The sequence below is a fragment of the Natrinema sp. DC36 genome (genome assembly GCF_020405225.1).
Lineage (GTDB): Archaea > Halobacteriota > Halobacteria > Halobacteriales > Natrialbaceae > Natrinema.
On sequence record NZ_CP084472.1, the window covers coordinates 3,157,924 to 3,172,258 of the forward strand.

Below are 14,335 nucleotides of genomic sequence, written 5' to 3' on the forward strand. Positions count from 1 at the left end.
GAAACGGCCCGTCTCGCCGGGGAGCCCCCTCGTCGAACGGCCGACGCCGATCGATCACTCCGCGGGAACGGGAACTTCGTCCTCGAACAACTGCGCCAGCAGTCGCTGCTGGCCGATCCGCAGGTGTCTGTTGACCGTCGGTTGCGTCACCGCGAGCAGCTCGGCGATCTCCTCGCCGGTGCTCTCGCGTGGCCACTCGAAGAAGCCGGCGAAGTAGGCCGTGCGAAGCACCTCGAGTTGCCGGTCGGTCAGCGCCTCGAACAGCGACGTGACGAGCTCGGTTCGCGTCCCCATCGATCGCTCGACGTGGCGGCGGGATCGGAGCTCGACGTTCGGATACCCCTCGCGGAGCATCTCGATGAACTCGCGGACGTCGGTACCCGTCGAAACGTCGACGGTGATCTCGGTCCCCGTCGCGTCTGCGTGCATCGACCGCGGACTGCCGCCGTGGCGGACCAGCCGCGAGGCGATGACATCGCCGGTGACGGTCGCCTCGAACCGGCAATCGCCGTCGGTGTCGCTGATGAGCCGGGAGTCCGTCACCGAGACGAGATCGTCGAGGACCGCGCGAACGTCGTCGGGGGAGACGCCGCTGGTCTCGAAGAACAGCAGCGTCTCGTCGCCGAAGTGCGTCCCCAGACCAGCGTACTCGACCCGGGCACCCGTCTTCGCCGCGATGCGAGACAGCAGGTCCTCCGAGCCCTCGATCCGGAGCGTCAACTCGAGCAGCGTTTCGGCGTGCAGCGCCTCCCGCGTTTTGGCGGCGGTGATCGCGTTCGCGATCCCCTCGCCGAGTTCCGTCATGACCGTCCGCTCGAGATCGCCGAACGCGTCCGGTTCGTCGGCGTAGACCGTGAGGACGCCGTAAGAGTACTCCGCGTGCGAGAGGGGGACGCTGATGACCGACTGGAACCCGCGATCGACGGCTCGTCGCCGCCAGGGATCGCCTTGCAGTCCCTCGACGACGTTCGAGACGACCGTCGGCGTCTCGGTCCGGGCGGTCCGGACGGCCGGCTCGGCGGTGTCGCCCTCGAGGGAGACGTCGTCGAGATACTCCTGGCCGGTTCCCGCCCAGGCCCGGGGCTCGAGTCGGGTACCGCCGGCGTCGAGCTGGCCGATCCACGCGAACGCGACGTCGTCGGCCTCGATCAGCCGTTCGGGGACGGTCCGTTCGATCTCCGCGCGGCCGTCGGCCCCGATCAGCGACTGATCGATCCGCCTGATAAGTTCGGTGATCTCGATCTGGCGGTTGAGCCGGCGGTTCCGTTCCTCGAGTTCCGACTCCCGCTCGCGGAGGCTCGCCTCGCTCTCGAGGCGATCGAACGCGGCCTCGGTCGTGGCGACGAGCGTCTCGATCAGCCGTCGAGCGTCGGTATCGATCGTTCCGTCGGTCGACGCGACCGCGAAGACCCCGTGATCCCCGATCGGAACGACGACCCCGCTCTCGACCGCCGGCCCGAAGACCCGCGACCGATCGAACGACGCCGGATCGTCGACGACCGTCCCCGTTTCCGTCACGTAGGCGTTCCAGAGGACGGAGTCGTCGTCGCCGACGGTGACCGACGGCGGTCCCGAACAGAGCGTCGCGAACTCGTCGGTGTACGCGACGGGCTCGAACCGGTTCACATCGGGGTTGAGGGCGTAGACGGCCACGCCCGACGCCTCGAGGATGTCCGCGGCCGTCTCGACGACCAGCGCCGCGACCTCCCGTTCGGTGTCGGTACCCAGCAGGTCGCGGGCGGCGTCGTGGAGCGACTCGAGTGCCAGTTCCTGTTCCTTGTCCTCGGTGATGTCCTGAATCGTCCCCCGAACGCCGACGATCTCGTCAGTATCGGACTGTGTCCGACTGCTGGAGGGACGCCGTCCCTCCTCGTCCTCCCAGACGGGCTCACCGATAGAGCGAACCCATCGCACGTTCCCTTCGGCTGTCAGCATGCGGTGTTCGATCTCGTACCCTTCGCCGTGCTCGAGCGCTGCGTCGACGGTTTCGAGAACGGCCGGTCGATCCTCCGAATGCGGGAACGAAGACGCGAGTTCGGGACCGACGACTGCATCCGAGGGTAGTTCGTACAGCCGACGCAACCCGTCCGTCAGGGTTACCGATTGCGAATCACCGCTACTGTCGAGTTCCCAGCCGCCGATGCCGGCGAGTCTCTCGGCCTGTTTGAGCAGCTCCGTCGTCCGCTCGAGTTCCCGTTCGCGCTCCTTTCGCTGAGTGATGTCGTTGTTGATTCCGACCAGACGCCTGCCACCGTCCTCGTCGCTCACGAGTCGGCCGCGAGCCCCGACCCAGATCCAGTGCCCGTCCTCGTGTCGCAACCGGAATTCAGTCTGGAACAGTTCGTCGTTCTCGATCGCTCGATCGACCGCAGCCTCGAGACGGGGAACGTCGTCCGGATGGACGCGCCGCCTGTAGGCCTCGAGCGTCCCCTCGAACGTCCCCGGTTCGAGTCCGATCAGCCGCTCGAGCGTCTCGTTCCAGACGACCGCATCGGATTCGAAGTCGCGTTCCCAAACGCCCGTGTTCGTCCCCTCCAGGGCGAGTTCGAGGCGCCGTTTCGTCTCCCGGAGATCCCGTTCGCGTTCCTTCCGTTCGGTCACATCGCGACTGATCGCGATGAAACGGTTTTCGTTCTCGAGGTCGATGCAAATCAGGTGTATTTCGACGGGGAACGTCGAGCCGTCGCGACGCTGATACTCCCCCTCGAACTTTCGCCGTTCGCCGACCGACAACTCTTCGAGCAAGGCCACGACCTCGTCCGCGTCGAACAGGCGGTCGTGCTCCCAGATGTTCGTCCCGATCAGTGCGTCTGCATCGTAGCCCAACTCCTCGGAAAGCGTTCGATTCGCATCGACAATCGTTCCCTCGGTATCGAGCACGTTGATCATATCGGGGGTGTTCTCGAACAGCGCTTCGAGCCGTGCGCTCGTCGCTTGGAGTTCGCGTTCGCGTTCCTTGCGCTCGGTGATGTCGCGGATGACGCCCGCGGTCCCGGCGAACTCGCCGTCGACCGTCGGTAACAGCGCCATGTGATTTTCCGCGTCGAGCACGTCACCGTGGACGGTCTCGAGAGCCATCTCGAACGTCCGGGACGGTTCGTCGGCGCGGAGCAGGTCGCGGATCCGCTCCCGGGCCGTCTCGAGGTCCCCGTCGGCCATCACCGTCGAGACGTGCTCGCCGATCAACTCCTCGGGCTCGTAGCCGGTAATTGGCGTGAGCGCATCGTTCAGAAACCGGAATTGGCCGTCCGAATCGATCGTGTACACCAGTTCGTCCAGCGCCTGAATGATCGTCTCGGTGCGCTCGAGTTCGCGTTCGCGCTCCTTTCGCTCGGAGATATCCTGGAACGAGCCGCGGAGTTTGACGATCTCCCCGTCGCCGGACTGCAACCGGCCGTCGGAGGAATGGCCCTCCTCGTTCTCGAAGACCGGTTCGCCGATGGCCCGAACCCATTGCCGATTGTCGTCATCCGTCGCGAGACGGAGTTCGAGATCGTACGGCTCGCCGTCCTCGATCGCGCGCTCGACCGCTGCACGGATCCGGGGGCGATCGTCGGGATGGTAAAACGAGAGGGCCCGCTCGAGATCGATCTCTTCGTCCTCGGAAACCCCGTGAATCCGCCTGACCTCGGCGGTCCACTCGAGGGCGGACGGTTCCTCGGTCACGTCGAGTTCCCACGCGCCGATTTTCGCCAGCCGCTGGGACTGTTCGAGCAGGTGCGTGGTTCGCTCGAGTCGGGCCTCGCGCTCGCGGAGCCGACGCTCTTTGTCCCTGCGCTCGGTGATGTCCCGGCCGATCCCGACCTCGACGGGCCGGCCGTCGGGATCCTCGAGGACCGACGCGATGAACTCGTAGGGGATCTGCTCGCCCGATTTCGTCTGCAACGGCGCTTCGACCCGCGTCTCACCCGTCTCGAAGGCCTCTTCGATCGAGTCGCGAATGGGCGACCGATTTTCCTCGTCGAAGAAATCGAGCGCGTCCATCGACTCGATCTCGGCGTCCGAATACCCCGACACCTCGACCAGCGTCTCGTTCCAGCGCTGGAACGTCCCGTCCTCGTCGAGGATGTAGAACACGTCGTCCAACGCGTCGAGGACGTCGTTCGTGAACTGCTCGTATCGCTCGAGCCGTCGCTCTTTGTCCCTGCGCTCGCTGATGTCGCGACCCACGCCGGCGATGATTCGATCGCCCGCCGGGTTCTCGAGGGCCGATCCGACGAACTCGTAGGGAATTCGTTCGCCGTCGCTGGTCACGAGCGGGACGTCGATGCGCGTCGACCCGGTTTCGAGAACCGTCGCGATCGCGCTTGTGATCCGGTCGTGGTCGGTCTCGTCGAAAAAGTCCAGGGCGTGCATCGACTCGGTCTCGGCGGCAGTGTAGCCGGTCGCCTCGCGCAAACTCTCGTTCCACCGTAGCACCTCGCCGTCCTCGTCGAGCAGATAGACGACATCGTCGACGGCGTCGAGCATATCGTCGGTGAACTGCTGAGCTCGCTCGAGGCGTCGCTCGCGCTCCTCGATCCGTCGAACGTACGTGCGCCGCTCGACGGCCTGGCTCATCCAGCGACTCATCAGATCCACGAACGACTTTTCGGCGGCCGTAAACGGCCGGTCCCGGGAGTCGCGGTTCAGGAAACAGAGCGTCCCGTAGAGTTCGCCATCGACGACGATCTTGCCGCCGAGATAGCAACTGATACCGCGTTCGTCGGCTGCCGGGTGCGATTCCCAGCCCGTCGCTTCGGCGTCGTAGATCCCCAGAATATCGTCCGACGCGATCGTGTCCTGACAGTAAATTGTGGAGAGATCAAGTACCGCTCCCTCGAGTTCGTCCTCGTGGCCGACGGCCGTCTCGACCTCGTACCGGTCGTTTGCCTCGTCGATCCGGGAGACGAGCCCGGTCTCGAGCCCCAGCCGGTCACAGCCGAGTTCGAGCAGTCGTCGGATCTTCGCCTCGCCCCGAAGTTCGGGATCGGACGTGACCCGATAGAGGTCCCGTCGGTCGCGGTCGCTCTCGGCGCGTCTCCGTTCGCGCTCGCGTACCGCGACCGTTAGATCCTCGATAACCTCGGACAGTCGACCGACTTCGTCGTCCCGGTCGATCGCGAAGTCGATTGCCTCGTCGATATCGGTCGATTCGTCGGCGCGGTCCGGCTCGAACGACGCGGGATCGTCCTCGATGCGCGAAATGAACTGTCGGAGGTCGTCGGTGAGCCGCTCGATATCGGTCGGTCCATCGGAGCCGCTTCGCGCGGCGAGTCCCACGACGAGCAGTCCGGGTTCCGTCGCCGCGCCGAACCCCAGCGTCGCGAGATCGGGCGGTGCGATCCCGCTGACGAGACCGACCACCACGCCGATCGTTCCGAGCAACACCGCGATCGAACGCGTCGTGACGTTCGCGAGCAGTCCGTGACACACTGCGTTACCGACCATAGGGCACCTACGGAATGACTGCCAATGATATGCGTGGTTTGTTTTCTCGATATTATTCGAACGTTCAGTAACGAATCGTCTCGATATAATCCGAATCCGATCGCGGAACGGACCGATCTGGCATCGGTGCCGGACGATCCGTTCGCCGAGCAACGGAGGACAACAGCGACGCTGACTCGCCGACGGACCGAGACACTATACACGTAGTGTCGCAGCTGCGTCGGCGTTACGTGTATAACAGCCAAGCGGATACCGGTCGCTCGCGTTGCTCCGACTACGATGACTGGAACAACGGTAGAACACTACAGCGATTCGATCAGTCTCCGCGTCGTCGAGGCGCTCGCGACGGCGACCGGCACCGCCGCACACGAACTCGAGCCCCTGTACAACGTCGTCGATCCCGAGGCGCTCGATCAGCTCTTCGAGCGGGACACGAACGACGGGATTCGCGTCACGTTCGAATACGGCGATTCGCTGGTCGAGGTTCGAAGCAACGGCACCGTCAGCGTCGACGGGAACGTCCATGACAGCGGGTAAACGCCGGTAGCTCGAGACCAACTCGGCGGGTGTGACCAACGTGATCGACGTGACCGACACGAGACGGTGCCCGACGGATATGAACAGGCCGAGCCGACGATCGGCGAGCGCGATCCGACCCCGAACCGAACGCGGTCGTACAACGAGACCCTGCCGACGCCGAGACCAATGTTGAGATCAACTGCTGCAGTCCCCGAACCGACCGTTCAAACGCGGCCAGCACAGCTGCTGCTCCTCGTCGTCGGCCGCGAGTGCGACGCGATCGACCGCGCGTTCGACGACGAAACCGAAGTCACTGTCGAGTCGGTCCCCGAACTCGAGAACGCGCGGCCCAGGCTCGACGACATCGACTGTCTCGTCGTGCAGTCGCCGACGACGGCGACCGACGGAACTGAGGACCGCGGCGAAAGTGGCGAGCGGACCGATGATACGACGGGTGACAAGCCGACCGACGACGGGAGCGCGAACGACGTTGCCGATTCCCTCGAGACGATCAGGACCGACGCGCCCGAACTGCCGGTCGTCGTCCTCGCGGACGAACTCGCGCCCACACTGACGCGGGCGGTCCGCTCGGACGGGTGGACCGCCGTCGCCGAACGGGACGAGACGCTCGCACTGCTCGCCGACCGCGTCCACGATCTCCTCGAGCGCCGCCGGCTGACGACGCTCGCGCGACGATCGCTGGCGAGCGTGGAGTTCGCCGGCGATGCGATCGCGATCGTCGACCCCGACGGTGACGTTCAGTTCGCGAGTCGCTCCTTCGCGATGCAGTTCGGCTCCGATCGCGACGACCTCGCCGGAACCCCGTGGCGGGAGCTGTTCACCGACGCGGCCGTTTCCCACCTCGAGTCGGCGGCGCTCCCGACCATCGCCGAGGGATGGCGGTGGACTGGTAGCTGCACCGGCCGCCGGCAGACGGGCGCGACGTTCCCTGCTCGCGTTCGGCTCGGCGGCCTCGAGGACGGAAGCCTGGTGTTCGTGGTCGACGAGTCCGAGGGAAGCGACGGGCTCGAAGAGTGAGTTCCTGAGGGACGAATTCGGGAAGCGGTCGCGCTTCCACTGCTACTGAAGCACCGATCGAGCTACGTTCCGTGGTCCCAGCTACCCATGTAGTCGCGCTGGGTGTCCGTCAGCGAATCGAAGTCGACGCCTTCGGCCTCGAGTTTGATCTCGGCGATTTCCTTGTCGAGGTCGTCGGGGACGTCGTGGACGCCGGCGTCGTAGGCGTCGCTGTTCTCCAGCATCTCGCGCACGCAGACGGCCTGCACGCCGAACGACTGATCCATGACCTCGACGGGGTGGCCCAGCGAAACGGGCGCGGCGAGGTTGACGAGCCGGCCCTCGGCGATGACGTTCAGCTTGCGACCGTCGGCCATCTCGTAGGCTTCGACGCCGTCGCGGGCCTCGAAGCGATCGACCGCGAGGTCGTCGAGCGCCTCGAGGTCGATCTCGATGTCGAAATGACCTGCATTGGCGAGCAGGACGCCGTCTTGCATCTCTTCGAAGTGCTCTTCGACGATGACGTCCCGGTTGCCGGTCGTCGTCAGGAAGACGTCGCCGACGTCGGCTGCGTCCGACATGGGCATGACGTCGTAGCCCTCCATGTGGGCCTCGAGCGCGCGGCGGGGCTCGACCTCGGTGACGATGACGTTGGCGTTCTGGCCCGACGCCTTCTTCGCGACGCCCTTCCCGCAGTAGCCGTAGCCGGCGACGACGACGTTCTTGCCGGCCCACGAGAGGTTCGTCGTCATGGCGATCGAGGCCAGCGAGGACTCGCCGGTGCCGTGGACGTTGTCGAAGAGCCGCTTCATCGGCGTGTCGTTGACGGCGAAGACGGGGTACTCGAGCGCGCCGTCCGCATCCATCGCGCGCAGGCGGTGGACGCCGGTGGTCGTCTCCTCCGCGCCGCCGACGATGCCGTCGATCAGTTCGGGGTAGTCCTCGTGGATCGCCGCGACGAGGTCCATCCCGTCGTCGACGGTGACCGTCGGCTCGTGGGCGATGACGGCCTCGATCGCGGCGTAGTACTCGTCGTCGTCGACGCCGCGTTTGGCGTAGCTGGTGATGTTCTCGTGCGTGTCGAGCGCCGCGCTCACGTCGTCGTGGGTCGAGAGCGGGTTACAGCCGGTAACGGCGACCTCGGCGCCGCCCTCCGCGAGCGTCTCGACGAGGATCGCCGTCTTCGCCTCGACGTGCATCGCCATCCCGATGCGCTCGCCCGCGAAGGGCTGGTTCGCGACGAACTCCTCGCGAACGTGCTCGCAGATCGGCATGTGTTGAGCGGCCCAGTCCATCTTCCGGCGTCCCTCCTCGCGAGCGGACTCGAGGTCCTCGAGTTGCTCGCTGATCGGGGGATACTCGGTGTCGGTCATGGCTCGACAGAGTGGGACCGTGGCCAAAACGCTACCGAACCCGGTTCGGACACGGCTCCCGGACTCGAGGGCGTCGCGTCCCGACTCGGTGACTGTAAAAAAGGCGCAACGAAAGTGGTGGGTGGATCGACCGCACTACGTGCCCGCTCGATCGCGGCGGTCCGGGGACGGCCGCGATCGGGGTCCGACACCGGCGACGACCGGGGGGATCCGCGTCGACCGGCGTCAGTCGTTCGAGTGTAATTGAATCGGACTATTCGTCAGCGGCGCCGGTGTTATTCCGGTCCGCCCGCGTGACTCGGCGGGCCGCCGCCCTTGCTGTCGTCGCCGTCGTTGCCGTCGTCAGCGTCGTCGCCATCGTCACTCGGTCCGCCCGCGTGACTCGGCGGTCCTCGTTTGTCATCGTCGCTCTCGTTCCCGTCGTCATCGTCGACGGACGGCGGACCGGCGTGGCTCGGCGGGCCGGCGTGGCTCGGCGCGTTACCGGGGTTGTTCGCGACGACGAAGTTCGCGACGGCGATCCCGGTCGTCTCGTTGGACTCGTTCTGCTGCGTCTCGACGAAGTCGGAGACGAGCGAACCGAAACTCGACTCGTTGTCGGTCTCGTTACCGTCCGCGGTCTCGTTGCTCGTTACGGTCAGCGTCGCCGTGGTCGAGGCGGTCTGATTGTCGGCCGTTGTGGTCACCGAGACGGTGACGTTCTCCGCGGGGTCGGGAAGCACGACCTCGCCGGCGTCGTCGGTCGTGTACGTTCCGGTCCCGTCGTAGGTCGCGTTCTCGTCGGTGGTCGATACGTCGACGGTCGCGTTCGCGACCGCACTGCCGTTTGCCGTGACGCCGACGACGACATCCTCGCCGTCGTCGACGGACACCGCGAGGTCACCGTCGGTCCCTGCCGCGGCCGCGCCCGCCGAGGCGAACGCGGACGTGACCATGACGGCAACCAGTGTCATCGTGAGTAGCTTGTTCTTCATCCGCTCCAGACTTTCCCGGTTTGTTAAATAAACCCCCTCGGCGGTTCTCGGCGTTCGCCCGGAGTTAAAACGGAAGCAGACACAGTTTGAGCGTTTATAGAGGAGCCTGAGAGTTTATCTCGAGATATCCGGTCAGACGCCTCCCGGCTCACTCGCCGGCGCGGGCCACCAACGACTCGGCGGCCTCGAGCGCTCGCTCCCGAACGTCCGCTTCGTCCAGCGTCAGCACCTCGCGGTCGCGCATGAGGACCCGGCCGTCGCAGACGGTGTGGCGCACGTCGGCCGCCGCGGCCGCGTACGCGAGGTGGCTCACGAGGTCGTGTCGCGGCGTCAGGTGCGGTTGCTCGAGGTCGATCACCGCGAAATCGGCCGGTGCGCCCGCCTCGAGGCGACCCGACTCGAGGCCGATCGCGTCGGCGCTGCCCCGGGTCATCGCATCGACGACCGCATCGGCGGGCACCGCGCTGGCGTCGTCGGCGGCGAGCTTGCCCAGCATGGCCGCGTCGCGGGCCTCGTCGAGCATCGAGAGGTCGTTGTTCGAGGCCGCGCCGTCCGTCCCGAGGCCGACGGTGACGCCCGCCTCGAGCATGCGCTGAACGGGAGCCATCCCGCTCGCCAGTTTCATGTTCGACGCCGGGCAGTGGATCACGCCGGTGCCGGCCTCGGCGAGCAGGTCGATCTCCCGGTCGTCGACGTGGACGCCGTGGGCGACGAAGTCCTCGGGCTCGAGGAGGCCGTGCTCTGCGGCGTACTCGAGCGGTCGCTGGTCGTGGTCGTCGACGATCGGTGCGACCTCATCTGCGGTCTCGTTGGCGTGGTAGTGGATCGGGACGCCCGCCGCTCGGGCTTCGGGAACGAACTCCTCGAGGTACTCGCTCCCGACGGTCGTCAGCGAGTGGGGCATGAACGCCGTCGAGATCCGCCCGTCGGCCGCGCCGTCGTACTCGCGGGCGATCTCGAGGCTCGTTCGCGCGTCGTCGCGCGCGGCCTCGCCGTCCTTGCCGACGGTGACGATGCCGTGGCCGAGGCGGGCCCGGAGCCCCGCGTCCTCGACCGCGGCGGCGACCTCGGGGACGTGGAAGTACATGTCCGCGAAGGCGGTCGTTCCGGATTTGATCAGCTCGAGCAGGCCGAGTTCCGCGCCGACGCGGACGTCGTCGGGCGTCAGCTCCCCCTCGGCGGGCCAGATGTCCTCCTGAAGCCACGCCTCGAGGGGCTTGTCGTCGGCGTACCCCCGCAGGAGCGACATGGCGACGTGGCAGTGGCCGTTGACGAACCCCGGCGTCACGAGCGAGCCCGCGGCGTCGAGCGTCTCGTCGGCGTCGCCCGCGAGATCGAGGCCGATCTCGAGGATCTCGCCGCGTTCCTGATCGACCAGTACGTCGGCAGCCGTCACCGTCAGATCGGGGCGAAGGACCTGCCCGTCGGTAATCGCAAGCGTCGTCATTGGTGCAGGATTCTCGTCGGGCGGCCTTAGCCTGTCGATGACCGGTCGCGAGACGAGCCGCGGGCTTTATGCGTTATTTCGGAAATGTAAGACTATGAACGAGCAAACCCAGCGCGAACGTGACCGCACCACCGGCGGCTATCCGCCGCGCGAGGCGCTCGCGGACGCCTGGGACGAACACAGTCGATACGTCGGCTTCGCCGCCGGCCTGTTCGCGTTCGGGATCATCGTCGGCATCGCGCTGATGGCAGCCGGCTACAACCTCCTCGAGATCATCGAAGAGCTGGTTGGGGAGCCGCTCTTCCCGGATATCGGCGGGCAGAGCAGAACCGAACTGATGCGCTTCCTGCTCGTCAACAACACGCGGGCGTTCCTGCTATCGATCCTCGGCGCGCTCACGCTCGGCCTCCTGACGGCCTGGGCGATGGTGTTCAACGGAGTAATCGTCGGGAATGTCGGCGCGTTCGTCGCCAGCGACGTCGGTATCGGCTTCATCCTCGTCGGCCTCCTTCCGCACGGAATCTTCGAACTCCCTGCACTGTTCATCGCCGCCGGCGTCGGCTTCCGGCTGCTGTATCGGGTCGGCCAGCGGCTTCGCGGGTTGCGCGACGCGATCCTCACGAGACGCTACCTCTACCGGACTGGCCTCCTCGTCCTCGCCGGCTGGCTGTTACTCGTCGTCGCGGCCGTCGTCGAGGCCTTCGTTACGCCCGCGCTGCTCGAGGCGCTGTTTGCTGCCTGACGCAACGGGCGGGAGCAGCGTCCCACCGGAACGTCGGTTAGCCCGCTGTTTTCCCAGTTTTGAAGCGTCTAAACGGTTGTGAACGGATCGAATCGTCGATCCCCTTTTACCGGATGGCTGACTGTCGCTGCGTATGAACAGACAAGCGGTCCAACTGATACTCGTGGCAGCCCTCGTCGCCATCGCCGGCTGTGCCGGCGGGATGGGCGGCACTCCAGAAAGCGATTCGCCGACCGACGACTCGTCCACCACGGACTCGAGCGATGGCGGGATGGGGACGGCCGCGTTCTACGTCAGCGACGACCCGAGCGTGATCGACGATTTCCAGCATCTCAACGTGACGATTACGAAGGTCGGATTCAAGCGAACCGGCGATCTGAGTGACGACGACTCGAACGAGACCGACAGTAGCGGGAACGAAACTGACGGAGACGACGGGAACGAGTCCGACGATGGCAACGAGTCGACGAACGAAACGGACGCCGAGGCAGACGCGGACACCGAGGCGGACGACGGCGCGTCCGACGAGCACTGGGTCGAGCACGACGTCGACAATCGGACGGTCGATCTCACCGAGCTGAAGGGCGCGAACGCGTCCATGATCGACGAGTTCGAGTTGCCGGCCGGCGACTACGAGAAAGTCTTCATCTACGTCAGCGACACCGAGGGGATCCTGACCGACGGGAGCGAGACGACAGTGAAACTGCCGAGCAACAGGCTCCAGATCAACTCGAAGTTCACCATCGGCGACGGCGATCGGGTCGACTTCGTCTACGATATTGCGCCCCACAAGGCCGGTAACAGCGGGAAGTACATCCTCAAGCCGGTGATCAGTCAGAGCGGCACCGGTGACGATGTCGAAATTCGCGACGTCGACAAGGAGAAAAACGACGACGACGAGAAAGCCGACAAACAGCGCGGCAACGAGAACGACGGCGAGAAGCGGGCCGAAGCGGCGTAAACTCGAGCACCGGTCAGTCAGCCGCCGACCTGCACGCAGTTTACGGAGTCGATCGGCCGGCCGGTAGCACTTGATTCAGTTATCGGTCGCTCCCCCTGACTCTATTCCTATCAAGTCCGAGATGATCACGATACCGTGAGTTAAGTGACTAGGTACCGATTATATCGGAGTATGGATGCTTCGAATCAATCTCTATCGGTCAAACCACCACTTGTGTCCTGCTCCATCCGGGTGACAAAATGAGCCGATCCGGAGGCTGGCGAGGGTGGTTCCCGGACCCGTCAGGGAGACGTGGCGTCAGCCTGGTACAATGGCTACTCTTGGAGGGGAATCGGCATGCCGTCACCGGGGCGCTTCTCACGATGACGTTCGTCGCTATCCTCGCAATTGGCACGATTTGGCCGTTCGAAATGCAACGACTCCTCACCGAGACCGCTGCCGTCGAGACGGTTCTCAACACCTTTCTGGGAGGGATTATCCTGCTTGTCTCGATCGTCGTATCGATCAACTCAATCGTCCTATCATACGATATTATTTCTATCGGTGCACAGGAAGATCGTCTTCGAGGCACGCTAGAATTCCGCCGCGAAATAGGTCATCTGACAGACACCGAGCATAGCATCATGGACCCGGCTTCATTCCTCTCTATGATGGTCGGAGTTATCAACCAGCGAGCACACGAGTTAGAGACGGTTACAGAGGAACTTGACGGAAGGGATGCCGAGGAAATCAGAGAACACATCGAGACCATTCTCCAGACCATCGAATACATTGAGAAGTCCGTTGATCAAACGGGCGGGGGCGAGTTCAGTGCCCTGTGGCTTGGGCTTGATTTGAATCTTGGCCCGTTGATGGAACGATCGCGTGTATTGCATCTGGCGTATGCGGATGAGCTCTCTGATAGTGATGAAGATCGGTTCGAGAGGCTCATCCGCGCGTTCGAACTGATCACGACCGGACGCCATTTTTTCACGACGTTGTATTATAGACGGGAGTTCTCAATGTTGTCACGCACGCTCTTAATCGTCTCACTCCCAGCTATCTTGGGAACCGCAACCACGATTCTGGCTATAAACGCGAACATCCTCCCGCAAATATGGATATTTGGCCTCTCACCGCTCCTGACTTTTGTGGCCGCCGCGTTCACGACCGCTCTGGCACCGTTTATTATCCTCACCGCCTATATGCTCAGAGTGGCGACCGTCACTCTGCGAGCCACCGCTACAGAGCCGTTTGTACTCTAGTCCTGACCGGAGCCAGACCTTTCCGTCGCTGCCCCCGTGTTTCGTGTGGAGGAATGCCGTACCTCACACCCAGCTCCACCACAATAGAGCCAGTTTGAGCGGGATATCCGCTGGATTCAGCAGGCTGTTTCTGGTATCTATTTGAGAGGTGTGTAGCCGCTTCGGTAACGCCTTCGCCCGTACTCAACGGAACTTTGTATACGAGTGTATCGGAGAACGAAGGGTTATTTCCGGAACACCTCCAGTGACAGTATGGCGGAAACGCTCACAGCCCTCTACCAGCGCAACGAAGTGTTCTGGATAGGATTATCCGCAGTAATTCTCGGGGTGTTGATTCCCGATACCCTCGCATTCGTGGGAATCAACCTTTCGGAACTGTTCGTCGTTACTGGGGGTGGCCTCCTGATTACGAGTGTTTTCGTCGGTATCTACAGACTCCTCACACCGACGTAACTGCCGGAGCGGTCGGCAACAGTGAGAGCGATACGGAGAGACGCTGTCCGTACCGCGAGTTTCGCGGGAACTGCTGAATGAAGAAACCGTGCTATGAGCAAGTAGTACGGCCGTTAACCCGTCCGTTACGACTCGAGCGAAATCCGGCCGAGGCTCGAGCAGAAAGCAGCCCCTC

10 protein-coding genes are annotated in these 14,335 nt (G+C 64.4%); 6 read left to right on the plus strand and 4 right to left on the minus strand.

Annotated elements, in window-relative coordinates:
* Positions 1 to 54: 54 nt before the first annotated feature.
* Positions 55 to 5,430, minus strand: a complete 5,376-nt coding sequence (locus LDH74_RS16260) for a PAS domain S-box protein (RefSeq protein WP_226039744.1) — start codon at positions 5,428 to 5,430, stop codon at positions 55 to 57.
* Positions 5,431 to 5,709: 279 nt separating this feature from the next.
* Between LDH74_RS16260 and LDH74_RS16265 the strand changes: the two genes are divergently transcribed.
* Positions 5,710 to 5,967: a HalOD1 output domain-containing protein gene (locus LDH74_RS16265; RefSeq protein WP_226039745.1), complete on the plus strand. Its 258-nt coding sequence runs from the start codon at positions 5,710 to 5,712 to the stop codon at positions 5,965 to 5,967.
* Positions 5,968 to 6,135: 168 nt separating this feature from the next.
* Positions 6,136 to 6,987 (plus strand): PAS domain-containing protein, encoded by an 852-nt coding sequence (locus tag LDH74_RS16270; RefSeq protein ID WP_226039746.1) that lies wholly within the window; start codon positions 6,136 to 6,138, stop codon positions 6,985 to 6,987.
* Between the two features lie 62 nt (positions 6,988 to 7,049).
* Here the strand turns inward: LDH74_RS16270 and LDH74_RS16275 are convergent, their stop codons facing one another.
* From LDH74_RS16275 to LDH74_RS16285, 3 genes are all read right to left on the minus strand, one after another.
* The gene (locus LDH74_RS16275) at positions 7,050 to 8,339 is read right to left on the minus strand and encodes an adenosylhomocysteinase (protein WP_226039747.1); all 1,290 of its coding nucleotides are present in this window, start codon (positions 8,337 to 8,339) and stop codon (positions 7,050 to 7,052) included.
* 275 nt (positions 8,340 to 8,614) lie between these two features.
* Positions 8,615 to 9,313 carry a hypothetical protein gene (locus LDH74_RS16280; RefSeq protein ID WP_226039748.1) on the minus strand — a complete coding sequence of 233 codons (699 nt, stop codon included), beginning with the start codon at positions 9,311 to 9,313 and terminating at the stop codon, positions 8,615 to 8,617.
* Between the two features lie 148 nt (positions 9,314 to 9,461).
* Complete coding sequence (locus tag LDH74_RS16285) at positions 9,462 to 10,760, minus strand: amidohydrolase (protein WP_226039749.1); 1,299 nt, start codon at positions 10,758 to 10,760, stop codon at positions 9,462 to 9,464.
* Positions 10,761 to 10,854: 94 nt separating this feature from the next.
* Between LDH74_RS16285 and LDH74_RS16290 the strand changes: the two genes are divergently transcribed.
* The 4 genes from LDH74_RS16290 to LDH74_RS16305 all read left to right on the plus strand — a co-directional run bounded on the left by LDH74_RS16290 (position 10,855) and on the right by LDH74_RS16305 (position 14,160).
* The gene (locus tag LDH74_RS16290) at positions 10,855 to 11,502 is read left to right on the plus strand and encodes a stage II sporulation protein M (protein WP_226039750.1); all 648 of its coding nucleotides are present in this window, start codon (positions 10,855 to 10,857) and stop codon (positions 11,500 to 11,502) included.
* Positions 11,503 to 11,635: 133 nt separating this feature from the next.
* Positions 11,636 to 12,463, plus strand: a complete 828-nt coding sequence (locus tag LDH74_RS16295) for a DUF4382 domain-containing protein (protein WP_226039751.1) — start codon at positions 11,636 to 11,638, stop codon at positions 12,461 to 12,463.
* A gap of 362 nt (positions 12,464 to 12,825) precedes the next feature.
* A complete protein-coding gene (locus tag LDH74_RS16300; RefSeq protein WP_226039752.1) occupies positions 12,826 to 13,707 on the plus strand; it encodes a hypothetical protein in 882 nt (293 codons plus the stop codon).
* Positions 13,708 to 13,959: 252 nt separating this feature from the next.
* Positions 13,960 to 14,160: a hypothetical protein gene (locus tag LDH74_RS16305; RefSeq protein ID WP_226039753.1), complete on the plus strand. Its 201-nt coding sequence runs from the start codon at positions 13,960 to 13,962 to the stop codon at positions 14,158 to 14,160.
* Positions 14,161 to 14,335: the final 175 nt, after the last annotated feature.